The organism is Streptomyces sp. NPDC053048 (assembly GCF_044547045.1).
Taxonomy (GTDB): Bacteria; Actinomycetota; Actinomycetes; order Streptomycetales; family Streptomycetaceae; genus Streptomyces.
Map to the genome: position 1 here is coordinate 41,661 of NZ_JBITZS010000008.1, position 23,203 is coordinate 64,863.

Below are 23,203 nucleotides of genomic sequence, written 5' to 3' on the forward strand. Positions count from 1 at the left end.
CGCCCGCAGAACTGTCGTACGAAGAGCGGCGAAAACCGGCCGCGATCTTTCCTGAAGCCCGTACGGCCCACGTTACGGGCCGTTAATTTATTGGACTCATTGGACTCATCGGACAGGAAGAGAGCCCTATGTCCATTGTCTTGCGGCCGACGCGGTCCTCCACCCCCGTCGACGACATTTTGGTCTTCTTTGCGATGCCCTATGGAAAGAAGGCACTTCGCCACGGCGACCCCGGCGCGCTCCACGACTTCGACGACCTCTACAACTACCAGCTCAAGCGCCCGCTGCTGCGCATGGGCCTGCAGCCGTTCCGTGCCGACGAGACACCGGGCACCGGCCTGGTGCTGGAGGCCGCGTGGGACGGCATCGACCGGGCCGGGATCGTGGTGGTCGACTTCTCCGCCGTCTCCGAATCGGTGGCACTCGAGGTGGGCTGGGCGATGTGCCTGCACAAGCGCATGATCGTGCTGGCCCAGGACGAGTCCGACATCCCCGCCGATCTGCGCGGGATCCGGCCCATCGTCTACGACTTCACCCCCCGCGGCACCGGCGAGCTCGTGGAGCGGCTGCAGGACGAGATCGAAAGGCTCCGCCGGCAGCCGCTGCGCGAGATGGACCTCAAGCCCCGCAATCCGCTGGTCGCCACCCGCGCCGTGGTCGAGAGCGTATTCGAGGACCGGGTCCGGGTGCGCGATCTCAGCAACTCGCAGCGGTCGGCGGAACTCTTCCGGTCCGATGTGAGCTACACCGAACTGCTGCCACCGCACGGCATGCCCAAGCGCTTTCATGTCGGCTGGGAGCTGACCGGCGCCTTCCTGGTCCGCGACGACCTCTATGTGTTCTCGCAGAAGGAGATCGAGGACGACCCCTGGGGTAAATGGGAGGAGACCTATCCACTGCGCAGCACCCTCACCGCGCGCGTGCACCAGGTGAAGGACAACGACGCGTTCATCGAACTGCCCGGCGGCGGCAAGTCCCGTGTCTCCATCCGCCAGGGCGAGGAGCTGCGCCGGGGCGACGAGGTCTCCGTGGAGATCATGAAGGTCGACCGGGCCCTGCACCGCATCGACGTGCGACGGGCCGACCAGCCGGCCTTCACTCCCGCGGCGCCGGAGGCCTACCCGCCCGTCGGCGAACGCCAGGAGGCCACGGTGCGCGACATCAGGCCCGACCTCGGGTTCGTCCTGGTCGACCTGGAGGGCTATCCGCAGCTGCCGAGGCCGTCGATGCTGCACATCTCGAAGATGACGCCGGGGCTGCGGCAGAGGTTCGAGGCCGACCGGGTGCTCCGGGGGGACCGTCTCACGGTCCAGGTCACCGACGTCTCCCACGACCCCAAGCGCCCCGGTCAGCTGAAGGTCGAGGTCCGCGACCTGGCCGCCGAGGCGGCCGCCGACCCACCGGAGGCCGACGCCGAGCCCGTGGCCTGACCGAACCCGGAACCGGGCCGGGGGCACCGTCGGGAGCTCTCCCCCGGCACCCCCGGCCCGGCCGTCACTTGCCCTGAAGGATGTCCAGCAGGTCCTGGCGGGCGAACATGGCGGCGGTATCGATCGCCGACGGCGTTCCCGCGGCCGGGTCCGCGCCGTGCTCCACCAGGATGCGCACGACATCGGACTCGCCCTTGAAGACCGCGCCCGCCAGCGGCGTCTGCCCCCGGTCGTTGGGCCGGTCGGGGTCGGCCCCGCGCTGCAGCAGCGCGCTGACGGCGTCGGCGTGGCCGTGGTAGGCGGCGAGCATGACGAGCGAGTCGCCCCTGTCATTGGTGAGATTCGCCGGAACACCCGCGTCCACGTAGGCGGCGAGCGTGTCGGTGTCACCGTGCCGCGCGAGGTCGAAGACCTTGGCGGCGAGCTGCAGCACCTCCGGGTCGTGGGCGGGCTCTTCGGCTTCGGGCGTCGGTCCGGTCATGGCGTGCCATCCTCCGTACGGGTGTGTCCCCAGTTGCCGGAATAGTACTTTCTGTGAAGCTGGAAGGACTCATGGTGACCGCCCCCCAGTTCCAGGAGATACCCATGATCCTCTCCATCTCGGGCGTCGTGCTCCTCGGGATCGTCGTCTTCCTGTTCTTCCGCAAGGACAACCTCAAGGCCTCGCACGGGCTCGTCTGCGCCCTGTTCGGGTTCTACCTGGCGGGGACGGGCATCGCCCCCAGCATCAAGGCGGGCGGCGCCAGCCTGGCCAGCCTGCTGGGCGGCATCAAGTTCTAGGCCCCGTCAGGGCCGACGACACCCACCGCCACCACGACCCGAGGAGATCCCGTGGGCCGGCGTTCGCTCCCCCGCACCCTGACCGGCGGCCCCTCGTTCGACCGGGGCCGGGAGCTGGTGCGCGGCACGGCCGAGAACACCAGGGACATGCTCCACCCGCTGTTCGTGGTGGCCCGGGGGCTGCGCCGGCTCGCCGTGAAGGCGGTGCGCGGCTGGGTGCGGATGCCCGGCGACCGGCGCGGCCCCGCCCTGCTCCTGCTGGGTTCCAGCCTGGTCATCGTGGCGCTGGTGCCGTACGGGCCGCCGCTGGCCGCCGCGGCCCTGGTGATGGCGGGCGCCTGGGCGGGCCGGGAGCGGGCGGCGGAGCCGGAGGAGTCCGGCGAGGTGGAGAACGACCGTCTGCAGGCGCTGTACGAGGCACTGGTGCCGTACTTCGCCACCCCGCAGGACCCCAGTCCGCTGTACGAGCACGGCGGCGACTGGCGCACCGTATTCGAGGATCACGCGTTCGACGACCAGGGGCGGCTGACCGTCCTCCGGCTGCGCTACCCCGGCTACTTCACCGACGGCGAGCACGGCTCCCGGGCCCGGATCGAGGCGCTGCTGCACCTCAAGGCCGGGCGGGGCCGGGAGTACCGGTTCCACTGGGACGAGGCCACCAACCGGCTCGGGCTGAGCGTGCTGCCGCCGCTGCCCACCGACATCTGGGCCCAGCGGTTCGTGACGGTGCCCGGCGAGACCGTGCTGGGCTTCACCGACCCCGGCGCCGTGCAGCGGACGCTGCCGGTGACCGACGGCCGGGGCACGCGCGACGCTCCGCCCGTCGTCTGGCGCACGGGGCCGCGCTCCACCGAGCCGCACCTGCTGGTCCTCGGCGTGCCGGGCCGCGGCACCACGACGCTGCTGCGCTCGGTGGCGCTGCAGGCCCTGCACCACGGCGACGCGGTGGTGCTCGACGGCGGCGGTCCCGGCGAGTACGCGTGCCTGGTGGGCCGCGAGGGCGTGCTGGCGGTGGAGTCCTCGGCGGCGGGGGCGCTCGCCGTCCTGGAGTGGGTCTCCCATGAGACGGAGCGGCGCCTGATGGCCGCCAACTACGCGCGCGCCAACGGCCGTCCGCCGCCCGACGACATCCGCCGCCCCCTGTGGATCGTGACCGACCGTCCGTCCGCGCTGAGCCGGCTCGCCGCCGGCGAGGGCCGCCAGGACCCGCAGGAGCTGCTCCAGGTGCCGCTGCGGCTCGGGCGCGTCGCCAATGTCACCGTGGTGGCGGGCGAACACCTGGAGGCGGCCGGGCAGCTGGGCGAGGCGCTGTTCGCCCACACCGGCGCCCGCGTGGTGCTGGGGCCGGTCACCGCGGAGCAGGCGGCGTACGCCCTGGGCGCGGACCCGCACACCACCCCCGCCGAGGACATGCCCCCGGGGCGCGGGTACGCGCGGCTGGGCGCCGGGCCCGTGCACCGGCTGCAGGTGCCGGCGACCCCCGACCCGTACGACGAGGAGACCAGCGAGGCGCAGCGGGAGGCGGTGCTGCGCCTGCTGCCGGAGTGGCCCGCCGCAGGGCGCCCGGCCCGCGGAACACCGTAACGGCGCCCGGCCCACGGAGACCCGCCTCACGCCACGTACGTGCGGGGCATCTCCACGGCGGCGGTGGCGCCGCTCGCCACCTGGCGGGCAGCTTCGGCCAGCCGGGTCGCCGCCTGTTCGGCGACGGCCGAGCCCACGGTGAACGGCAGCCGCACGTACCCCTCGTAGGCGCCGTCGACGCCGAAGCGCGGTCCCGAGGGCACCCGTACGCCCAGCCGCTCCCCCGCCTCCGCGATCCTGGAACCGGACAGTCCGCCGGTGCGCGCCCACAGCGTGAGGCCGCCGCGCGGGACGGTGAACTCCCAGTCGGGCAGGTGGCGGCGGACGGCCGCGACGACGGCGTCGCGGTTCTCGCGGGTCTGCTCACGCCGTATCCCGAGGGCGGAGTCCCAGCCTCCGGTGTTCAGCAGCCAGGTGACGGCGAGCTGGTCGATGACGGGCGTGCCGAGGTCGGCGTAGGCGCGGGCGGCGACGAGGCTGCGGATCACATCGGGGGCGGCCCGCACCCAGCCGATGCGCAGCCCGGCCCAGAAGGACTTGCTGGCCGAGCCGACGGTGATGACGGCGTTGCCGGCGGGGTCGAAGGCGCAGACCGGCCGGGGCATCTCGAGGCCGTCCTCCAGGACGAGCTCGGACATGGTCTCGTCGGCCACCAGCAGGGTGCCGGCGGCGCGGGCGGCCTCGACCAGTTGACGGCGCTGCTCCTCGGGGGCCAGGGCGCCGGTGGGGTTGTGGAAGTCGGCGATGACGTAGGCCATGCGGGGTGCGGCGTCGCGCAGCACCTGGCGCCAGGCGTGCAGGTCCCAGCCGCCCAGCCGGTCGGCCATCGCGACGGGCACCAGGCGGGCACCGGCCTCCCGCATGAGCTGCAGGACGTTGGCGTACGAGGGCGACTCGACGGCGACGCGCTCGCCGTGCCCGGCCATCAGCCGGCAGATGGCGGCGACAGCGCCCATGGCCCCGGTGGTGACCATGATCTGCTCGGGCATGGTGGGGATGCCGCGGGCGGTGTAGCGGTCGGCGAGCGCCTGGCGCAGGGCGGGCAGCCCGGCGGGGTAGTCGCCGTGGGTGTGCGCGTAGGGCGGCAGCTCCTCGAGGGCGCCCTGGAAGGCGCGGGTGAGCCAGGGCTCGGGGGCGGTCAGGGCGGCGCAGCCGAGGTCGATGACCGAGGCGGCGGCCTCGGGGGGCAGCGGGTCCAGGGCCCGGGTGGGCAGCGGGCTGCCGGCGGGCATCGCGGTCCAGCTGCCGGCGCCGCGGCGGGACTCGAGGAAGCCCTCGCCGCGCAGGGCCTCGTAGGCGGCGGCGACGGTGGTGCGGCTGACGGACAGGGCGGCGGCCAGTTCGCGCTCGGCGGGCAGCCGGGCGGCCACGGGGACGCGCCCCTCGAGGACGAGCAGCCGGACGCCGTCCGCCAGGGAGCGGTAGGCGGGCAGCCGGCGGCCGCCGAGGGAGGTGACGGTGTCGCGCGTGTGCTGCGAGCCGAGGAGACGCGCGAGCTGTGGCGCTCCGACCGAAGAAGTCCACTGAGTCATCGCTTGCAGTCCACCTTCCCGGGATTGGCCATGGATCATTGTGCGACCCAGTCCACAGACTGTCACGCGTCAAGCCACTTGCACCACCACTGGGGAGGATTCTGTGTCTGCGCCACGGGGATCAGGACTGGCCCGCCGTCTCGTCCAGCTGTACGGCGGGCTCGTGCTGTACGGGGTGAGCGGGGCGCTGCAGCTGCGCGCGGGGCTCGGGCTGGCGCCGTGGGACGTGCTCAACCAGGGGGTGTCGCGGCACACCGGTATGTCGATCGGCACGGCGACGATCCTCATCGGCGTGGTGGTGCTGCTGCTGTGGATCCCGCTGCGGCAGCGCCCGGGGCTGGGCACGGTCTCGAACGTCCTGGTGATCGGCCTGGTGATGGACGCCACGCTGAGCGTGGTGCCGGCGACCGGCTCGCTGTGGGCCCGGATACCGCTGCTGCTGTTCTCGGTGGTGCTGTGCGGCCTGGCGACGGGGCTCTACATCGCGCCGCGCTTCGGGCCGGGCCCGCGCGACGGGCTGATGACGGGGCTGCACCGCAGGACCGGGCGCTCGGTGCGGTTGGTGCGGACCTGCATCGAGGTCACGGTGCTGGCCACCGGCTTCGCGCTGGGCGGCTCGGTGGGCGTGGGCACGGTGCTCTTCGCCGTGGGCATCGGCCCGCTGGCGCAGTTCTTCCTGCGGCTGTTCGCCCGCCCGGAGCCGGACGGGTCCGGCAAAACGGAATTCGTCACTCCAGCCACTTCCGCCCGAGAGGTACCGGACCCGGTTTAGGCCTCAAACATGCGGGCCGGTAGTGTACGCCTTCGACCCACCGAACGAACCGTTACTGCGCGCTCAAGCAGCGGAAACACAGGGTGACATCTATTGCCAGATGTGACAAAACGGGCGCCGGTGGGTACAACAAGGGGCGGCACGACGGGCGACGCATGTCCCTCAACGGGGAATCTTCACCGCCGACCGGACGTTGACCGGATGACGACGACAGCGACACCTGTCCTGTGGGCGACTAAGCCCGGGAGGCACGATTCATGAGTGAGCGAGCTCTCCGCGGCACGCGACTTGTGGTTACCAGCTACGAGACCGACCGCGGCATCGATCTGGCCCCGCGCCAGGCGGTGGAGTACGCATGCCCGAACGGGCATCGATTTGAGATGCCGTTCTCGGTAGAGGCGGAGATTCCGCCGGAGTGGGAGTGCAAGGCGTGCGGCGCCGTCGCACTCCTGGTGGACGGCGATGGTCCCGAGGAGAAGAAGGGCAAGCCCGCGCGTACGCACTGGGACATGCTCATGGAGCGGCGCACCCGCGAGGAGCTGGAGGAGGTGCTGGCCGAGCGGCTGGCCGTCCTGCGCTCCGGCGCCATGAACATCGCCGTGCATCCGCGCGACACGCGCAAGTCCGCCTGACGGCGGCGCGCACCGCACAGCAACACCAAGGGCCCGGGGCCACTGCGATCGAGCAGTGGCCCCGGGCCCTTTTGCGCGTGTCCTTCCGTACGCGGCTCCGGCGCTCAGCGCGGGAGCTGCGGGTCGTCGCGCCGGGGCGCGGGCGGCTCGTCGCGGACGACCTCGCCCTGGACGACCTTGCCGCCGGGGTGGTTCACCCGGGCCGCCTGCTGGGCCTGCTGGAAGGCGTCACCGAGCGTCCCCGGCCGCTGCAGCCGCCGGCCCAGCGTCCGGCGCAGCAGCGCCCGGCTCGGCGGGAAGAGGCACAGCAGCCCGGCGACGTCGGAGATCATGCCCGGCACCATCAGCAGCAGCCCGCCCAGCATCGTCAGGGCGTTCCCGCCGCCCTCGGCCGAGGGGGCGGGAGCGCCAGGGGTCTGCAGCGACTGCGTCAGCCGCTGCCAGGCCCGGCGCCCGGCCCGCTTGATCACGTACGAGCCGACGAGCACGCCCCCGGCCAGCAGCGCCAGGACGGTCAGCCCGCCCGCCTGCCCGGCCACCAGCGTCAGCAGCCAGATCTCCAGCACCGCCCAGACCGCCACGCCCAGGGGAACGATCCTGCGGGCCCGGCTCCGCTTGGGCGGGCCGCTGTTCACCGTCTGCTGCTGCGCTCCGAACGTCATGCCTCAAGTGTGCCCGGACGGCGGCGGAACGGGCGGCACGGGCTTATCGGGGCCTTACGTCCTGCTGGTCCTTGCCCAGCACCTTGGCGGCCCGGGAACCCAGGCCCCAGGACGTGACCCGCCACAGGGCCTCCGCGACGATGTCGCGGCTCATCTTGCTGTCCCCCAGCTCGCGCTCGACGAAGGTGATGGGGACCTCCACCACGTGGAAGCCGGCCTTGACCGCGCGCCAGGCCAGGTCGACCTGGAAGCAGTAGCCCTGCGAGGCCACCTCCTCCATGCCCAGGCCCTCCAGGGTCTCCCGGCGGAACGCCCGGAAGCCGCCGGTGACGTCACGGATGGGCACGTCGAGCATCAGGCGGGAGTACGTGGAGCCGCCGCGCGAGAGGATCTCGCGGGACTTGGGCCAGTTCACCACCCGGCCGCCGGGCACCCAGCGCGAGCCGAGCACCAGGTCGGCGCCCTTGAGGGCGGTCAGCAGCCGGGGCAGCTCCTCGGGCTGGTGGGAGCCGTCGGCGTCCATCTCCACCAGCACGCCGTAGCCGTTGTCCAGGCCCCAGCGGAAGCCGGCCAGGTAGGCGGCGCCCAGCCCCTCCTTGCCCTTGCGGTGCAGCACCTTGACGTGGTCGTCCTCGGTCGCCAGCTCGTCCGCGAGCTTGCCGGTGCCGTCGGGGCTGTTGTCGTCGGCGACGAGCACGTGCGCCTCGGGTACGGCCTCGCGCACCCGGGCGACGATGGGCTTGATGTTCTCCGCCTCGTTGTAGGTCGGAATGATCACCAAGGTCGTGCCGAGCGGACCGAATCTCCGCTGACCACCGTCGTTCACAGCTGGCCCTTCTTGTCCATAACCTCTTCGGTTCCCTCCGGCCGGACCCGACGGCCGATCAGGACTGCGGCCGCGCAGGACAGAAGACCCACGATAGCGAGCGCCCATTCCGGCCCCGCACCGACGCGGTCGGCCAGGGTCGTCCCGTCCCGCAGCGGGATGCGCGCGCTGATCACGTCGCGCGTGAACTCCTCGCTGCGCTGCAGCACCCTGCCGTCGGGCGCGACGACCGCGCTGATGCCGCTGGTCGCGGCGGTGACCACGGCCCGGCCGTGCTCGACGGCGCGCAGCCGGGACATCGCCAGCTGCTGCTCGGGCTGGCCGGTGCGGCCGTAGGTGGCGTTGTTGGTCTGTACGACCAGGGCGCGGGCACCGGCGGCGACCGTGTCGCGGACGATCTCGTCGTAGGCCACCTCGAAGCAGATGACGTCGCCGAGCCGGGCCGGGCCGAGCTGGAGCACACCGGTGCGCTCGCCGGGGTAGAAGTCGCGGGGGACGCGCTGGAGCCGGGTGATGACCTTGCTCAGCTGGTCCCGGAAGGGCACGTACTCGCCGAACGGCACCGGGTGCTGCTTGGCGTAGGAGGCGCCGGGCCCGGTCCGCGGATCCCAGACGATGCCCTTGTTGTCGATGTAGCCCTGCTTGCCGGGGTGGTCGATCAGGGCGCCCACGAGGACGGGCACGTCGACGGCCTTGACCGCCTCCTCGATCCGGTCGTAGGCCTCCGGGTACTGGAAGGGATCGAGGTCGGAGGAGTTCTCCGGCCAGATCACCAGGTCGGGCTTCTTCGCCCGGCCCTCCTTGATGTCCCGGGCCAGCTGCAGGGTCGCCTCGACATGGTTGTTGAGGATCATCATCGGGCGGCCGAGGAAGTTCATGCCCGGGTTCTGCACATTGCCCTGGACGATGGCGATGTCGGCCGTGTCGTCGGCCTTCGTGGGCACGGGCACGGCGTACCCGGCCAGGACCACGGCGATCGCCAGGGCCGCCGCCTCGACCCCGGGCAGCGCCGCCCGCACGGTCCGCGGCCCGGCGCCGCGCAGGCGGTACGCGATCAGGGCCGCGTAGGCCAGCAGGCCGCCCGTCAGCGCCACCGCGAACGTCACCAGCGGGGCGCCGCCGAGGGCGGCGAGCGGGGTGAAGGGCGAGCCGGTGTTGGCGAAGGCCAGCCGGCCCCACGGGAAGCCGCCGAACGGCAGCCGGTCGCGCGCCCACTCCTGCGCGATCCACAGGCAGGCGCCCCACAGCGGCCACCCGGGCAGCCGCGAGGTCACCGCGAGCCCCGCGCCGAGGGCGGCCACGAACAGCGCCTCGACGGCCGACAGGCCGACCACGGCGTCGTAGCCCACCACGTGCAGCCAGCGCAGCAGCACGAAGAAGAAGGGCAGCGCGAAGGCGAAGCCCGTCCAGGCGCCCTGCCGTGCCGTCCGGCCCCGGGTCAGCAGGGCCAGGGCGGCGACGGCGAGCACGGACAGCGGCCACAGGCCGTACGGCGGGAAGGCCACCGCCAGGGCCAGTCCGGCGACCGCGGCCAGGCCGGTGCGCGGCGCCTCGCGGCGGGCCAGCCGGGCCAGGCGAACGGCCCGGCCGGGGCGCGCGGCGGGGGCGTCCGCGTCGCGGGGCGCGCCGACGGCCGCCGGCGGGCTCACGGCGGCTTGGGGGGTGGTTTCGGGGCCCGAGGGCACGGTCGGCGGCCTTCCTGCAGCGTTCGGGAGTATCTGCTCGACCGTACCTCGCTGCGGGCGTGCCGCGGCCCGCCGGGTGCGCGGAGGCGGGCCCCGGGGGGAAGGGCGAATGGGGGCCCGGTGTCCTTCGGGCCGGCCGGGGATCCGCTGGCTGCGGTCGCCCCAGAGCCGTTGTCTACTGAACGTCCGGGCCCCACCCGGGTCGCACCTGCCGGCCTGGCGGAACCTTCCCTCGCCCCCGTGCGCTGGACCTGGCTCCCAGTGGCGGCGCGCCTTCCCGGCACCCCGCCCCATGGCCCAGCGGCGTTCGACGACTGCGTGGAGGTTCCCCGGCCGGACGTCCTGTGGTGGACAGCGGAGAACCTACCGGCCGCCGCCCGCATCGTGTCAACACCCTCGCGACCTGCGCGCCTCCCTCAAATCAGCAGGTCAGTACGGCAGATGACGGCGTGCCGCGACAGGCCGGGGGCACGTCGTTCGGCGGTACGTGGATCTTGTGGCGTCACCCGTTCGGGCGCGAGTGGACCGTCCGTCCGCCCACCACGGTGCGCAGGCAGACCGGCAGCGGGGAGCCGGGGGTCAGGTCGGGCAGGCCGGGCGTGCCCGAGCGGGGGTCCGTGGACCAGTTGGCCACCCGGTCGTCGGGCACCTGCACCACGAGGTCGCCGGTCTCCCACACCGCGTAGTCGGCGGGCGCGCCCGGCACCAGCACGCCCGCGTCGTCCCGCCCGATGGCCCGCCAGCCGCCGCGCGTGTGCGCGGTGAAGGCGGCGCGCACCGAGACGCGGTGGGCGGGCGTGCGGTGGAAGGCGGCGGCCCGGACGGTGCCCCACGGGTCGAGGGGCGTGACGGGGCTGTCGGAGCCCAGGGCGAGCGGGACGCCGGCCCGCATCATGGCGGCGTACGGGTTGAGGGTGCGGGCCCGTTCGCGGCCCAGGCGCTCGGCGTACATGGCCTCCTCGCCGCCCCAGGCGGCGTCGAAGGCGGGCTGCACGGAGGCGGTCAGGGCGAGTTCGGCGAACGCCGCGATCAGCTCGGGGCTCAGCATCTCGGCGTGCTCGACCCGGTGCCGGGCGGCGCGGACCCGGGCCAGGCCGAGGGTGCCGGCCGCGGCCCGGACGCCCTCGACGACGGCGGTGAGCGCGGCGTCGCCGATGGCGTGGAAGCCGGCCTGGACGCCGGCCTCGGTGCACGCGGTGACGTGGGCGGCGATGGCACGGGCGTCGAGGTGGGCGGTGCCGGTGTGGCCGGGCCGGTCGGCGTAGGGCTCGTGCAGGCAGGCGGTGTGCGAGCCGAGGGAGCCGTCGACGAACAGGTCGCCGGCCGCGCCGATCGCGCCCAGCTTCCGGACGCGGGCCGCGTCCTCGGCGGAGGTGACGGCCTCGGCCCAGTAGCCGGTCACCCGGAGTCCGGGCTCCTCGGCGGCGAGCCGCAGCAGGTCCGTCAGGTCGTCCTCGCCCGAGATCTCGGGCCCGGCGCATTCGTGGACGGAGCCGATGCCCAGGGAGGCGGCGCGGGCGAGCGCGGCGCGCTGCGCCTCGGTGCGCTGGGCGGGGGTGACGACGGCGTACGCGGCGGCGCGCACGGCGTGGTGGGCGGCGTCGGTCAGCGGCGCGTCGGGGGCGTGGCCGGGCAGGTCGCGGGCGTGCGGGACGAGGTCGAGCAGGGCGGTGGTGACGACGGCGGAGTGCACGTCGGCGCGGGTCAGGTAGAGCGGCCGGCCGCCGGTGGCCTCGTCGAGCTCCCGGCGGGAGGGGGGCCGCCGCTCGGGCCAGGCGCTCGCGTCCCAGCCGTGCCCGAGCAGCACCCGGTCGCCGGGCCGGGAGGCGGCGTACGCCCGCACCCGGCGCAGCGCCTCGCCCAGCGTGGTCACGCCCGTCAGGTCGAGGCCGGTCAGCGCGAGGCCGGTGGCGGTGGTGTGCACGTGCGCGTCGGTGAACGCGGGGGTGACGAGCGCTCCGCGCAGGTCGACGACCTCGTCGACGCCGTCGGCGAAGGAGTCGGCCGCGCCTTCGGAGCCGACCCAGGCGACGCTGTCGCCCTGGACGACCATCGCGGTGGCGAAGGGGTCGGCGGGGGTGTGGACGTCGCCGTTGCGCAACAGGACGGTCGTTTCGGGGCGCTCGCTCATGGGATCAGTCTCTCCCCCACCCGGCCCCGCCCCGTCACCGGGGCTCCGCCCCGGACCGCGTGTCGCCGGCGGCCCGTCCGGCGCTCATCCCACCCGCGGCGGCCGCGCCTCGTACGGCGTCGAGAGCACGATCGTGGTGCGGGTCGACACCCCAGCCAACGAGCGGATACGGGCGAGCAGGTGCTCGAGCTCCAGCGGCGTGGCCACCCGTACCTTCAGGATGTAGTTCTCGTCGCCGGCGACGCTGTGGCACGCCTCGATCTCGGGGATCTCGGCGAGCCGGTCCGCGATGTCGTCCGGCGCGCTGGGATCGAACGGCTTCACCGAGATGAACGCGGTCAGGGGCAGCCCGACGGCCTCGGGGTCCACCACCGCCGCGTAGCCGCGGATGACGCCCCGCTGTTCGAGCCGGCGTACACGCTGGTGCACCGCCGAGGTGGACAGGCCGGTGGCCTTGCCCAGGTCGGTGTAGCTCATCCGCCCGTCCTTGACGAGCAGTTCCACGATCTCTCTGTCCAACTCCTCCACGTGGATCAACCTACTGGGTGCGGACGCGCCCGGCACAGTCGGCGGCACCGCGGGCGCACCGGTCATGTGACAAACGCCACAGGTGTGCACCCGTGTCCTCCCGGACGTGGCGATTACCTGGCTCTCCAATAGGGAAGTGCTTGCTGTGGCCGAGGCCGAGATGCCTGGCCGGCCCATCCGAGGGGGAGAAACACTATGCCCAGCCTGGAACGCCTGGAGAACGACGGCGAAGGCGGCCTGTACGAGACCGACACCTACGAGATGTTCCGGGTGACGTGCCCGGACTGCGCGCGTCCCATCGCGCTGCTCGCCGACGAGGACGTCCTGCCGGAGCACGCGCTGTGCCCGTCCCCGTGGAACCCGTTCGGCCTCACGGTCTGCCCGGGTTCGGGGCGCGGGGTGGAGGACGCCACCCCGGCCGACGAGTCCCTCGACGCCCAGGGCCTGGACGCGGCCCTGCTGCTCACGCTGCCGGAGAGCCTGGACTGGCGGACGCAGCCCTTCTCGCACATCGGCGGACCGGGCTCGCGCCCGCGCCGTGTCCCGGAGATGCGCCGCCCCTCCTGACGCCGCCCGTCCCGGCCGCCGAGGGGCCCGGGGCCCCGCCGGCGGCCGGGACGGCCGGGCGGCCGCCGCCGTCAGCGGGATTCGGGGCCCGCGACGTGCCGGGCGACGACCATCCGCTGGATCTGGTTGGTGCCCTCGACGATCTGCAGGACCTTCGCCTCCCGCATGTAGCGCTCGGCGGGGAAGTCCGCCGTGTAGCCGTAGCCGCCCATCAGCTGGACGGCGTCGGTGGTGATCCGCATCCCGGCGTCGGTGCAGAAGAGCTTGGCCATGGCGGCTTCCTTCGAGAAGGGCCTGCCCTGGTCGCGCAGCCGGGCGGCGGAGAGGTAGAGCGCGCGGCCCGCCTCGATCTGCGTGGCCATGTCCGCGAGCATGAAGCGCAGCCCCTGGAAGTCGGCCAGCGGACGGCCGAACTGCCGCCGCTCGGCCACGAAGGCGAGCGCCTCGTCCAGGGCCGCCTGGGCGACGCCGACGGCACAGGCGGCGATGCCGAGGCGGCCCGAGTCGAGGGCGGAGAGGGCGATCGCGAAGCCCTGGCCCTCCTCGCCGATGCGGCGGGAGTCGGGCACCTTCACCCCGTCGAAGTGCAACTGCGCGGTGGGCGAGCCCTTCATGCCCATCTTGCGCTCGGGCGGCGCGGCGGACAGGCCCGGGGCGTCGCCCGGGACGAGGAACGCCGTGATGCCATGGGCGCCCTCACCGCCCGTCCGCGCCAGGACGGTGTAGAAGTCCGCGACCCCGCCATGGGTGATCCACGCCTTGGTGCCCTCGATGGTCCAGGTGTCGCCCTCGCGCGTCGCCCTGGTGCGCAGCGAGGCGGCGTCGGAGCCGGCGGCCGGCTCGGACAGGCAGTAGGCGCCCAGCAGTCCGCCGCCGAGCATGGCGGGCAGGTGCTCGGCCCGCTGCTCCTTGGTGCCGTAGCCGGCCAGGGCGTGGCAGGCGAGGGTGTGCACGCTGACGCCGAGGCCCACGGTCAGGCGGGCGGCGGCGAGTTCCTCGAGCACCTGGAGGTAGACCTCGTAGGGCTGGTCGCCGCCGCCGAACTCCTCGGCGTACGGCAGTGCCAGCAGTCCGGACGCGGAGAGCAGCCGGAAGACGTCGCGCGGGAAGGTCCCGGCGTCCTCCTGTGCGGCCGCGTCGGGCGCGATCTCCCGCTGGACCATCTCCCGTACGAGCGAGATCAGGTCGCGGGCTTCCTCGGTGGGCAGCTGACGCTCCACCGGCTGCGGGCCGTGATCGGTCATGACGGCGGCTCTCCTCCCTGTCGGGCGCTGCGACGGCCGGCGCACAAGGGTGTCGGCGCCGTCGCCGGTAGGTGCCCCCAGCCGATGATCACGGGCCGGGTCGCGGAATCCGGTGACCTGCGGCTGTGGCGGGTTGGAGTATGCCCGATCGGGGGCCCGGCGTCACGGGTCTGTGGATCTTGAAGGCCTGCCCGGATCGTTTTGGTCCGAACCATTGACCGTATTGGTCTAGTCCTTCTACGGTTTCCCCACCGTTCAACGCGTCCATGTCAAGGCGCTCTCCCCACCCACCGAGGAGAACCCCCCATGCTCAGAACGCACGGACATCGCCCCCGAACCCTGCTCGCCGCCACGGCCGCCGGCCTGGCGCTGCTGGCGGGCGGTCTGGTGGCGGCCCCCCCCCCCGCCCGGGGGGCGCCCCCCCCCCCCCCCCCCCCCCCCCCCCCCCACCGCCGCCTCCGCGAAGGCCTCCGCCACGAACGCGTCCGCCGACGTCCCCGCAGACACACCCACCGACGACACCGCGGCCGGCCGCCGCGTGGTCGGATACTTCACCAACTGGGGCGTTTATCAGCGTAATTACCACGTCAAGAACATCGAAACCTCCGGTTCCGCCGCGAAGCTCACCCACATCAACTACGCCTTCGGCAATGTCACCGGCGGCAAGTGCGCCATCGGCGACGCCTACGCCGACTACGACAAGGCCTACGACGCCGCCGGCAGCGTCGACGGCAAGGCCGACACCTGGGACAACGGCGCCCTGCGCGGCAACTTCAACCAGCTGCGCAAGCTCAAGAAGCTGCACCCCAACCTCAAGGTCATCTGGTCCTTCGGCGGCTGGACCTGGTCCGGCGGCTTCGGCGAGGCCGCCAAGAACCCCGCCGCGTTCGCCGAGTCCTGTTACAACCTGGTCGAGGACCCGCGCTGGGCCGATGTCTTCGACGGCATCGACATCGACTGGGAGTACCCCAACGCCTGCGGCCTGACCTGCGACACCAGCGGACGCACCGCCTTCCGCGACATGATGGCCGCGCTCCGGGCGAAGTTCGGGAGCAGGAACCTCGTCACCGCCGCCATCACCGCGGACGCCTCCAGCGGCGGGAAGATAGACGCCGTCGACTACGCGGGAGCCGCCCGCTACGTCGACTGGTACAACCCCATGACGTACGACTACTTCGGCGCCTGGGAGGCCAAGGGCCCCACCGCCCCGCACTCCCCCCTGACCTCCTACACCGGCATTCCCAAGGCCGGGTTCGACACCGACGCCACCATCACCAAGCTCACCTCGCTGGGCATCCCGTCCTCCAAGCTGCTGCTGGGCCTGGGCTTCTACGGCCGCGGCTGGACGGGCGTCACCCAGTCCGCCCCCGGCGGCACGGCCACCGGACCGGCGAAGGGCACCTACGAGAACGGCTTCGAGGACTACAAGGTCCTCAAGTCCACCTGCCCGGCCAACGGGACGGTGGGGGGCACGGCCTACGCCAAGTGCGGCAGCGACTGGTGGAGTTACGACACCCCCTCGACCATCGCCGGGAAGATGGCCTACAAGAACCGCAAGAACCTGGGCGGAACGTTCTTCTGGGAGCTCAGCGGGGACACCGCCGACGGCGAGCTGATCAAGGCGATCAACTGATCGCGGCGGGGCGCCGGTGGTGACGGCCCCGGCGCCCCCTCTCCCGCGCGGGCGGACGCTCCCGGGCGGGAGAGGCCGAACTACCCTGAGCGGCACACGTGCACGCACAAGGAGCCGCCGCCCATGACCGTCACGCTCGACCTGGACTTCTTCCGCCGCTTCCTGGACCGCGCCACGCGCGTCGTCGTCGCCGGGGCCGCGCGGCTGACCGAGCTCGACGCCGCGATCGGCGACGCCGACCACGGCGCCAACCTCAAGCGCGGATTCACCTCGGCCGCCGACGCCGTCGCCGCCGAACCGCCCGCCACACCCGGCGCCCTGCTGACCGCCGTCGGCATCCACCTGACCAACACGGTCGGCGGGGCCTCCGGACCGCTGTACGGAACGGTCCTGCGCCGCATGGGCAAGGTGCTCGGCGACGAGGCCGTGGTCGAGCCCGAGACCCTGGGCCGGGCCCTGGCGGCGGCCGTCGCGAGCGTACGGCGGCTCGGCGACTCGGCCCCCGGCGACAAGACGATGGTCGACGCGCTGCAGCCGGCCGCCGACGCCTATCTCGAAGCCCTCGCCCACGGCGACACGGCCCACGCACTCGACGCCGCGGCGCGGGCGGCCAGGGCGGGCGCCGAGGCGACCGTCCCGCTGCGGGCCCGACGGGGCCGGGCGAGCTACCTCGGCGAGCGCAGCATCGGCCACCAGGACCCGGGCGCCACCTCGTCCGCGATGCTCGTCACCGCCCTGTACGAGGCCACCGACCCGGCGTTGTGTGCCGCCGCGCCGCCCGAGGAGGCCGGGGCCGAGGAGGCGGCCGAGGCGGAGCCGCCCGCCGGGCGGGTCGGCGTGGTCCTGGTCTCGCACAGCCGCGAGGTGGCCCAGTCGACCGCCGCCCTCGCCAGGGCCCTGGTCGGCACGGGCGACCCGGCACCGGTCGCCCCCGCGGGCGGCCTGCCGGGCGGCGGCGTCGGCACCGACGCCGAGCTCGTCCGCCGCGCGGTCCGGGACGCCGACCAAGGCGCGGGCGTGGTCGTGCTGTGCGACATGGGCAGCGCCGTCCTCACCGTCAGGACGCTGCTGGACGCCAAGGAGCTCCAGGGGACGACGCACCTCGCCGACGCGCCGTTCGTGGAGGGCGCGGTGGCGGCGGTGGTGACGGCCTCGGCGGGCGGGGACCTCGACGCCGTCCTCGCGGCGACGGCCGACGCGCGCGAGTACCGCAAGCTCTGACGTCACCGTCCGCGGGCCGGCGCCGGGGCGTCAAGCTCCGGCGTCAGCAGGGGTGCCGGAAATAACCGAACAGACGGCGACGACACGGCGGCGACCGCCGCGCATTCACCGCCGAAGTCTGGAAATGTCTACGTGTTCCCTCACGCGTCGCCATTCCCGTCGTCCTTCCTGTCGTCCTTCCTGTCGTCCTTCCTGTCGTCGTTTTCTGTGTCGCCCCTCGTCCCCTTTCCCGGCCCGGAGGTCCTGCCGCGGTGTCGCGCACCCTGTCGATGTCGAGCGGACCCGCCCGCGCTCTCGCCGGCGAGGCCGCGCAGCGGGCGCTGCTGCGCCCGCTGCCGCTGCGCACGCACGGCATGGTCGTGGACGGCTTCTATCTCTCCTCTCAGCGCGAGGCCCTGGTCGGGGGCGACATCTACGAGGTGCTCGACACCCCCTACGGCACGCGGGTGCTGATCGGCGACGTACGGGGCAAGGGGCCCGGCACCCTGGGGGCCGGGGCCGCGGTGCTCACGGCGTTCCGGGAGGCGGCGTACCACCGTGGCGACCTGGGGAGCGGGGTGGTGGCGATGGAGCAGGGCCTGGACCGCTACCACCGGTCGCGGGAGTACCGGGACGGCGCCCGCGCCGCGCACGCGGCGGAGGAGTTCGTGACGGCGCTGGTCATCGGCACGGAGGGCGACCCGGCCGCCGAGGCCCACGGCCGGGTGCCGGTGTTCTTCGTGGGCTGCGGCCACCCGGCACCGTTCGTGATCGGCGCGGACGGCGGCGTCCGCGAGCTGGAACCGGCGCAGCAGGGCCTGCCGCTGGGGCTCGGCGAGCTGGCGGCGGCGCCCCGGCCCGTCCAGCGGTTCGCGCTGCCTCCCGACTGCCGGGTGCTGGCCTGCACCGACGGGGTGACCGAGGCGCGTGACGGGGACGGCGGCTTCTACCCGCTCGCCGAGCGGCTGGACGCCTGGGCCGCCCTGCCCACCCGCGAGCTGCTGCGGCGGCTGCGCGCCGATCTGGCCGCGCACACGGGTGGCAGGCCGCAGGACGACGTGGCGGTCCTGGTGATGGAGCGCGCGCCGGCCGGCGGTCCGGTCGGTGATCGGGTCAGCGGGAAGGCCGACGGTCGGGCCGACGGTCGGGTCAGCGGTTGACTCAGCGGTTGACGAAGAGTTCGAAGGCGACGCCCGGCCGGCCGCCGAACCGCTCCGCGACCGCCGCCATGCTGCCCTCCAGGAAGCTCCGGCAGTAGTTCTCCGGGTCCTCCTCGGTCAGCGCCTGGATGTAGGTGCGGTGGCAGAGCAGCGACTTCACCCCCTTTTCCAGGCCGGCGCGCGCGTCGACGGCATGGGTGGGCCGGGGGGAGCCGGCGACGGCCACGTAGCGCACGCCGTTCCAGGGCGGCAGGCCGTCCTCGATGAGGTCGGGGAAGATCCACCGGTTGCCGGCGTCGGCGACGGCATCGAGGGCGGCGCGGCCGACGGCCCGGTGGTCGGGGGTGTTCCAGAAGACGTCGCCGCCCCAGGACCAGGTCTCGTGGTGGTTGAGGGTCACCACGAGCTCGGGCCGGTGGCGGCGGATGGCGGCGGCGAACTCGCGGCGCAGCTGGATGCCGTACTCGATGACGCCGTCGGTGTGGCCGAGGAATTCGACGACCGCCACGCCGACGGCGGCGGCCGAGGCCCGCTGCTCCCGCTCGCGCAGCGGCGCGGCCTCGCCCGGCCCCATGCCGTCGATGCCGGCCTCGCCGAACGAGGCCAGCAGGTAGGCGCACTCGCGGCCGCCGTCGGTCCAGGTGGCGACGGCTGCCGAACCGCCGTACTCCAGGTCGTCGGGGTGGGCGACGATCGCCAGCGCCCGCTGCCAGTCGGTGGGCATCTCGGCGAGCCGGTCGTTCATGGGTACTCCTCGGTCGGTGAGCCCCCGGTCAGCGTATGCGTCCTTCCGTGCGCATTTATCGCTCCCTCTTCGCGACACGCGGGAACTCGCCGGATGCGCCGTCCGACTATCTGATCCGGGCCCGTATGCCAGGGCCCGTGTGAACGGTGATGACGTCCGATCCCTGGAGTGTTTACTGATGCGCCCTCGTGCGTGGTGCGGTGTGCTGGCCGCGGTGGCCCTGTCGGCGACGGCTTGCGGGGGCGGTGAGGGGAGGAAGGCCGACGACGCGGGAGCGACGACCGGCGCGCGGGCCGGCTTCCCCGTGACCGTCTCCGACTGCATGGGGGCGAAGACGACGTTCGACGCGGCCCCCCAGCGGATCGTCACCAGCAACGCCGCCGGGCTGGAGCTGCTGATGTGGCTGGGCGCGGGCGACAAGGTGGTCGGTACGGGCTTCCCGCCCGGCAAGGGCGCCCTGCCCGGCGAGTACGCGGAGCGGGCGGCGAAGGTGCCGGTGCTGGGCCGGACGGCGATCCCCAAGGAGAAGCTGCTGGGCTCGGGCGCGGACCTCTACCTCGACTCCTTCTCCTCCATGAAGAACATGGGCAAGATGGGCGAGGCGCCCACGCCCAAGGAGTTCGAGGCCGCCGGCATCAAGCACGTCTTCCTGAAGTCGTCGGCGTGCGCGGCGATGAACAAGTCCCCGCGCACCGACCTGTCGCAGATCGAGGCCGACGTCGAGGAGCTGGGCAAGGTGACCGGCACCTCGAAGCGGGCGGCCGAGCTCGTCGAGGGGATGCGGAAGAAGACCGGGGAGGTGCGGGACGCGCTCGAGGACGTCCCCGCCGACAAGCGGCCCACCTACTTCCTCTTCGATTTCGACGCCGGCACCAAGCAGCCCATGGCGGTGTGCAACCGCCAGGTCGCCAACGCCGTGATCACCCAGGCCGGCGGGCGCAACGTCTTCGCCGACTGCGACGGCGACTTCAAGCCCGTCGGCTGGGAGGACGTCGTGGCCAGGAACCCGGACTGGATCCAGCTGGCCGTGCGCAACCGGGGCAGCGAGGAGGCCAATGACAAGGCCTTCGACGAGGCCGCCGAGTTCCTGAAGACCTTCCCCGCCACCAAGGACCTCGAGGCCGTGCGCGAGGGCCGCTTCCTGCGCATCCGCTCGGAGCGGACGACGATCGGCGGGGTGCGCAGCGCGGACACCGTCCGCGAGATCGCGCACACGCTCCACCCGGACCGGGTGAAGTAGGTGACGGCGCTCACCACCACCGGCGAGGCGGAGGAGGAGCGGGAGCGGGGGGTACGCGCGGTGGGCGCCGGCTGGGCGTGCGCCGCGCTGGCCGCCGCCCTGCTGGCGGCGCTGACCGCCTCGGTCTGCCTGGGCTCGACGTCGGTGCCGCTGGGCGAGGTGTGGTCGGCGGTGGGGCGCGGCATCAGCGGCCGCGAGCCCGCGCCCGGCACCCAGGACCTGATCGTGTGGCAGCTGCGGGTGCCGCGGGCCCTGCTGGCGGCCGTGGTCGGCGCCGGTCTCGGCCTGGTCGGCACGGCCGTCCAGGCCCTGGTCCGCAACCCGCTGGCCGACCCCTACCTGCTGGGCATCTCCAGCGGGGCGTCGCTGGGCGCGGTCTCGGCGATCGTGCTGGGGGCGAGCGCGGGCGGGGCGCTGGGGCTGGGGCTGTCGTCGGCGGCGTTCGCCGGGGCGCTGGCCTCCTTCACGCTGGTGTGGACGTTCGCCCGGCGCGGGGGCGGCTTCCGGCCGCTGCGGCTGGTGCTGGCGGGCGTGGGCATCGGCCAGTTCCTGTCCGGCTTCACCCACTACCTGGTGCTGCAGGCCGGGGACGAGCAGCAGACGCACGGCGCGCTGTTCTGGCTGATGGGCTCGCTCGGCGGCGCCCAGTGGTCCACGCTCGCCCTGCCCGCGGCCACGACGGTGCTGGCCACGGCGGTGCTGGTGGGCCGGGCGCGGGCGCTGAACGCCATGCTGATGGGCGACGAGACCGCCGCGGGTCTGGGCGTGGACGTCACCCGGCTGCGCCGCGAGCTGTTCGTGGTGACGAGCCTGCTGACGGGCGTGCTGGTGTCGGTGTCCGGGGCGATCGGCTTCGTGGGCCTGATGGTGCCGCACGCCTGCCGGATGCTGGTGGGCGGCGACCACCGCCGGCTGCTGCCGGTGTCCGCCCTGTTCGGCGCCGTGCTGTTGACGGTCGTCGACTTGGTGGCCCGTACGGCGCTGCCCGACCAGGAGCTGCCGGTGGGCGTGGTCACCTCGCTGATCGGGGCGCCCGCGCTGCTGTACCTGCTGGACCGACGTCTGGAGCGGCCGTGAGGATCACCATCGAGGACCTCGAAGTGAGGCTGTCCGGACGGACGGTGGTCTCCGGGGTCGACCTGCTCGCGGACGACGGCGAGATCGCCGGGCTCGTGGGCCCCAACGGCAGCGGCAAGTCGACCGTGCTGCGGACCGTCTACCGGCACCTGGCCCCGCACGCCGGCCGGGTGCTCGTCGGCGGCACGGACATCCGGACGCTGACGGCGGTGCAGTCGGCCCGGCAGGTGGCGGCGCTGCCGCAGGAGCGGGGCACCGACTTCGAGCTGTCGGTCCGCGAGGTCGTCGCCATGGGCCGTACCCCCTACAAGAGCGCCTTCGCGCGCGAGGACCGCCGGGACGCGGACACGGTCGCGGCGGCGCTGGAACGGGTGGGCATGGGCGGCGCGGGGCGGCGGCGGTTCTCCGCGCTGTCCGGCGGCGAACGGCAGCGGGTGCTGCTGGCCCGCGCGCTGGCCCAGGACCCCCGGGTGCTGGTGCTGGACGAGCCGACGAACCACCTGGACGTCCGGCACCAGGTGGAGCTGCTGGGCCTGCTGCGCGAGCAGCGCCGTACGACACTGATCGCGCTCCACGACCTCAACGCGGCCGCCTCGGTCTGCGACCGCCTGCATGTGCTGCACGGCGGGGCGGTGGTGGCGTCGGGGGCGCCGCGCGAGGTGCTGACGCCGGAGCTGCTGGCCGAGGTGTTCGGGGTCCGTGCCGCCGTCGTCGAGCACCCGCTGACCGGCGACCCGCTGATCGCCTTCGACCACCGGTCGCCGGCCTCGGCCGGGGTGGTGCCGGTCAGCTGACCGGATCGCCGGCTTCTTCGTCGCCGGCTTCGTGGAGTTCGTAATGGCTGGGGCGCCCGTCGCGCAGGACGAGGCGCCCCAGCCTTTCGGCGTCCGCGCGGCGCATCAGCCGCGCCGCTCCCCCGCGCTCGCGCAGGACGGCCGTGTGCCAGGGCGTGGCCCACGCGTCGGCGGCCTCGAGGAGGCGGATGCCGAACTTCCCGGCGCCGGGCGGCTGCGGGTGGATGGACAGCCGTACGGACCGGGGGTGGTGGTGGGCGATGAGGTCGCCCCAGGCGCGGCTGCGGGCGATGACGCCGTAGGCCCGCTCGCGGCACTCGCGCTGCAGGGCCGAGCGGGTGCCCGTGAAGCCCGCGGTGTCCTCGACCAGGAAGCGGGTGATGCCGCGGTAGAGGCGGGCCGTCTCCTCGTCGGTGCGGGCCGCCTCGCGCAGCGACTCGAGGGAGGGCGCGTAGGCCTCGGTGACCAGGTTGCGCTTGGTGTCGTAGTCGGCGTCGCCGTGGACGTGGCGCAGGTCGAAGGTCTCCAGGTGGCGCAGGCCCTGAGTGCGGATCATCTCGCGCAGGGCGTCGCCGTAGGCGTCGATGTGCGCGTCGGGGACGTCGATGAGGTCGCCGAAGATGTGGCCGTCGGAGCAGATGAGCATCCGCGCCCCCGGCTCGTAGATCTCCTTGACGCGGGCGCACAGCCGGTCGAGGAAGGCGAGCGAGAGCCGTTCCCCCTCGTCGGGGAGGTGGCCGAGGACCTTGGCCGGGTTGGGGGACTTGCAGGGGAAGCCGGGGAGGGTGAACAGGACCGGCTCGCCCGCGGCGGTGAACCTGCGTATCTGACGCAGCTGTTCCGGATGTGCTTCCGGATCGGGGGTGCCGGGCGCGGTGGTGCGGTGGTAGGGCAGCAGGAGGCCCAGGATGCGGGCCTCGACGGAGTCGGGGGCAGCCACGGGGATCGCGGGAGCCATGGGGGTCGCGGGCATCGCGCGGG

Annotated in this window: 21 protein-coding genes and 2 pseudogenes; 13 read left to right on the forward strand and 10 right to left on the reverse strand. The window is 73.6% G+C overall.

Features of this window, described 5'->3' with window-relative positions; translation table 11 throughout:
- Positions 1-128 precede the first annotated feature (128 nt).
- Positions 129-1,430 (forward strand): hypothetical protein, encoded by a 1,302-nt coding sequence (locus ACIG36_RS21780; protein WP_399930217.1) that lies wholly within the window; start codon positions 129-131, stop codon positions 1,428-1,430.
- Positions 1,431-1,494: 64 nt separating this feature from the next.
- On the opposite strand, the gene ACIG36_RS21785 is transcribed toward ACIG36_RS21780, so the two are convergent.
- A complete protein-coding gene (locus ACIG36_RS21785; RefSeq protein WP_399930219.1) occupies positions 1,495-1,911 on the reverse strand; it encodes an ankyrin repeat domain-containing protein in 417 nt (138 codons plus the stop codon).
- 104 nt (positions 1,912-2,015) lie between these two features.
- Between ACIG36_RS21785 and ACIG36_RS21790 the strand changes: the two genes are divergently transcribed.
- The gene (locus ACIG36_RS21790; RefSeq protein ID WP_399931189.1) at positions 2,016-2,210 is read left to right on the forward strand and encodes a hypothetical protein; all 195 of its coding nucleotides are present in this window, start codon (positions 2,016-2,018) and stop codon (positions 2,208-2,210) included.
- Positions 2,211-2,261: 51 nt separating this feature from the next.
- Positions 2,262-3,794 (forward strand): hypothetical protein, encoded by a 1,533-nt coding sequence (locus ACIG36_RS21795; protein ID WP_399930221.1) that lies wholly within the window; start codon positions 2,262-2,264, stop codon positions 3,792-3,794.
- A gap of 26 nt (positions 3,795-3,820) precedes the next feature.
- Here ACIG36_RS21795 and ACIG36_RS21800 read toward each other — a convergent pair whose 3' ends face one another.
- Entirely contained in the window at positions 3,821-5,326 is a 1,506-nt protein-coding gene (locus ACIG36_RS21800) for a PLP-dependent aminotransferase family protein (protein ID WP_399930224.1), read from the reverse strand.
- Between the two features lie 103 nt (positions 5,327-5,429).
- Here ACIG36_RS21800 and ACIG36_RS21805 point away from each other — a divergent pair, with 103 nt between their 5' ends.
- Both ACIG36_RS21805 and ACIG36_RS21810 read left to right on the forward strand, forming a co-directional pair.
- Positions 5,430-6,098, forward strand: a complete 669-nt coding sequence (locus ACIG36_RS21805) for a YitT family protein (RefSeq protein WP_399930225.1) — start codon at positions 5,430-5,432, stop codon at positions 6,096-6,098.
- Between the two features lie 257 nt (positions 6,099-6,355).
- Positions 6,356-6,730, forward strand: coding sequence for an RNA polymerase-binding protein RbpA (locus ACIG36_RS21810; protein ID WP_004948858.1), 375 nt, complete (start codon positions 6,356-6,358; stop codon positions 6,728-6,730).
- A 104-nt stretch (positions 6,731-6,834) separates the two neighbouring features.
- On the opposite strand, the gene fxsA is transcribed toward ACIG36_RS21810, so the two are convergent.
- The 5 genes from fxsA to ACIG36_RS21835 all read right to left on the reverse strand — a co-directional run bounded on the left by fxsA (position 6,835) and on the right by ACIG36_RS21835 (position 12,562).
- Complete coding sequence (gene fxsA / locus ACIG36_RS21815; RefSeq protein ID WP_399930228.1) at positions 6,835-7,392, reverse strand: FxsA family membrane protein; 558 nt, start codon at positions 7,390-7,392, stop codon at positions 6,835-6,837.
- 43 nt (positions 7,393-7,435) lie between these two features.
- Complete coding sequence (locus tag ACIG36_RS21820) at positions 7,436-8,218, reverse strand: polyprenol monophosphomannose synthase (protein ID WP_399930231.1); 783 nt, start codon at positions 8,216-8,218, stop codon at positions 7,436-7,438.
- The gene (gene lnt, locus ACIG36_RS21825; protein ID WP_399930233.1) at positions 8,215-9,867 is read right to left on the reverse strand and encodes an apolipoprotein N-acyltransferase; all 1,653 of its coding nucleotides are present in this window, start codon (positions 9,865-9,867) and stop codon (positions 8,215-8,217) included. The genes ACIG36_RS21820 and lnt overlap by 4 nt, the downstream gene beginning before the upstream one ends.
- 538 nt (positions 9,868-10,405) lie before the next feature.
- Complete coding sequence (locus ACIG36_RS21830; RefSeq protein WP_399930237.1) at positions 10,406-12,034, reverse strand: amidohydrolase; 1,629 nt, start codon at positions 12,032-12,034, stop codon at positions 10,406-10,408.
- 84 nt (positions 12,035-12,118) lie between these two features.
- Positions 12,119-12,562 carry an Lrp/AsnC family transcriptional regulator gene (locus tag ACIG36_RS21835; RefSeq protein WP_030365423.1) on the reverse strand — a complete coding sequence of 148 codons (444 nt, stop codon included), beginning with the start codon at positions 12,560-12,562 and terminating at the stop codon, positions 12,119-12,121.
- A gap of 195 nt (positions 12,563-12,757) precedes the next feature.
- On the opposite strand from ACIG36_RS21835, the gene ACIG36_RS21840 reads away from it, so the two are divergent.
- Positions 12,758-13,129, forward strand: a complete 372-nt coding sequence (locus tag ACIG36_RS21840) for a hypothetical protein (protein ID WP_399930239.1) — start codon at positions 12,758-12,760, stop codon at positions 13,127-13,129.
- Between the two features lie 71 nt (positions 13,130-13,200).
- Here ACIG36_RS21840 and ACIG36_RS21845 read toward each other — a convergent pair whose 3' ends face one another.
- The gene (locus ACIG36_RS21845) at positions 13,201-14,373 is read right to left on the reverse strand and encodes an acyl-CoA dehydrogenase family protein (RefSeq protein WP_399930242.1); all 1,173 of its coding nucleotides are present in this window, start codon (positions 14,371-14,373) and stop codon (positions 13,201-13,203) included.
- Between the two features lie 514 nt (positions 14,374-14,887).
- Between ACIG36_RS21845 and ACIG36_RS21850 the strand changes: the two are divergent.
- The 4 genes and pseudogenes from ACIG36_RS21850 to ACIG36_RS21865 form a co-directional block, all read left to right on the forward strand.
- Positions 14,888-16,006 (forward strand): annotated as a pseudogene (locus ACIG36_RS21850) (glycoside hydrolase family 18 protein); the annotation flags it as partial.
- A gap of 123 nt (positions 16,007-16,129) precedes the next feature.
- A pseudogene (dhaL, locus tag ACIG36_RS21855) lies at positions 16,130-16,759 on the forward strand (dihydroxyacetone kinase subunit DhaL); the annotation flags it as partial.
- Between the two features lie 84 nt (positions 16,760-16,843).
- Positions 16,844-17,227: a dihydroxyacetone kinase phosphoryl donor subunit DhaM gene (gene dhaM, locus ACIG36_RS21860; protein WP_399931192.1), complete on the forward strand. Its 384-nt coding sequence runs from the start codon at positions 16,844-16,846 to the stop codon at positions 17,225-17,227.
- A gap of 251 nt (positions 17,228-17,478) precedes the next feature.
- A complete protein-coding gene (locus ACIG36_RS21865) occupies positions 17,479-18,366 on the forward strand; it encodes a PP2C family protein-serine/threonine phosphatase (protein WP_399930244.1) in 888 nt (295 codons plus the stop codon).
- Position 18,367: 1 nt separating this feature from the next.
- Here the strand turns inward: ACIG36_RS21865 and ACIG36_RS21870 are convergent, their stop codons facing one another.
- Complete coding sequence (locus tag ACIG36_RS21870; protein WP_399930247.1) at positions 18,368-19,111, reverse strand: PIG-L deacetylase family protein; 744 nt, start codon at positions 19,109-19,111, stop codon at positions 18,368-18,370.
- Between the two features lie 178 nt (positions 19,112-19,289).
- Between ACIG36_RS21870 and ACIG36_RS21875 the strand changes: the two genes are divergently transcribed.
- Genes ACIG36_RS21875 through ACIG36_RS21885 form a run of 3 tightly spaced genes read left to right on the forward strand, consistent with a single transcriptional unit; the run spans position 19,290 to position 22,222 of the window.
- Entirely contained in the window at positions 19,290-20,351 is a 1,062-nt protein-coding gene (locus tag ACIG36_RS21875; RefSeq protein ID WP_399930248.1) for an ABC transporter substrate-binding protein, read from the forward strand.
- Between the two features lie 60 nt (positions 20,352-20,411).
- A complete protein-coding gene (locus ACIG36_RS21880) occupies positions 20,412-21,428 on the forward strand; it encodes a FecCD family ABC transporter permease (RefSeq protein ID WP_399931194.1) in 1,017 nt (338 codons plus the stop codon).
- The gene (locus ACIG36_RS21885) at positions 21,425-22,222 is read left to right on the forward strand and encodes an ABC transporter ATP-binding protein (RefSeq protein WP_399930251.1); all 798 of its coding nucleotides are present in this window, start codon (positions 21,425-21,427) and stop codon (positions 22,220-22,222) included. The genes ACIG36_RS21880 and ACIG36_RS21885 overlap by 4 nt, the downstream gene beginning before the upstream one ends.
- Here ACIG36_RS21885 and ACIG36_RS21890 read toward each other — a convergent pair.
- The gene (locus ACIG36_RS21890) at positions 22,215-23,180 is read right to left on the reverse strand and encodes an L-tyrosine/L-tryptophan isonitrile synthase family protein (protein ID WP_399931196.1); all 966 of its coding nucleotides are present in this window, start codon (positions 23,178-23,180) and stop codon (positions 22,215-22,217) included. The genes ACIG36_RS21885 and ACIG36_RS21890 overlap by 8 nt on opposite strands.
- Between the last annotated feature and the right edge of the window lie 23 nt (positions 23,181-23,203).

Bases quoted from the DNA above. Each gene is read 5' to 3' on its own strand.
- ACIG36_RS21780 (WP_399930217.1), top strand. From the start codon at position 129: ATGTCCATTGTCTTGCGGCCGACGCGGTCCTCCACCCCCGTCGACGAC.
- ACIG36_RS21785 (WP_399930219.1), bottom strand. From the start codon at position 1,911: ATGACCGGACCGACGCCCGAAGCCGAAGAGCCCGCCCACGACCCGGAG.
- ACIG36_RS21790 (WP_399931189.1), top strand. From the start codon at position 2,016: ATGATCCTCTCCATCTCGGGCGTCGTGCTCCTCGGGATCGTCGTCTTC.
- ACIG36_RS21800 (WP_399930224.1), bottom strand. From the start codon at position 5,326: ATGACTCAGTGGACTTCTTCGGTCGGAGCGCCACAGCTCGCGCGTCTC.
- ACIG36_RS21810 (WP_004948858.1), top strand. From the start codon at position 6,356: ATGAGTGAGCGAGCTCTCCGCGGCACGCGACTTGTGGTTACCAGCTAC.
- fxsA (WP_399930228.1), bottom strand. From the start codon at position 7,392: ATGACGTTCGGAGCGCAGCAGCAGACGGTGAACAGCGGCCCGCCCAAG.
- ACIG36_RS21830 (WP_399930237.1), bottom strand. From the start codon at position 12,034: ATGAGCGAGCGCCCCGAAACGACCGTCCTGTTGCGCAACGGCGACGTC.
- ACIG36_RS21840 (WP_399930239.1), top strand. From the start codon at position 12,758: ATGCCCAGCCTGGAACGCCTGGAGAACGACGGCGAAGGCGGCCTGTAC.
- ACIG36_RS21845 (WP_399930242.1), bottom strand. From the start codon at position 14,373: ATGACCGATCACGGCCCGCAGCCGGTGGAGCGTCAGCTGCCCACCGAG.
- ACIG36_RS21870 (WP_399930247.1), bottom strand. From the start codon at position 19,111: ATGAACGACCGGCTCGCCGAGATGCCCACCGACTGGCAGCGGGCGCTG.
- ACIG36_RS21875 (WP_399930248.1), top strand. From the start codon at position 19,290: ATGCGCCCTCGTGCGTGGTGCGGTGTGCTGGCCGCGGTGGCCCTGTCG.
- ACIG36_RS21890 (WP_399931196.1), bottom strand. From the start codon at position 23,180: ATGGCTCCCGCGATCCCCGTGGCTGCCCCCGACTCCGTCGAGGCCCGC.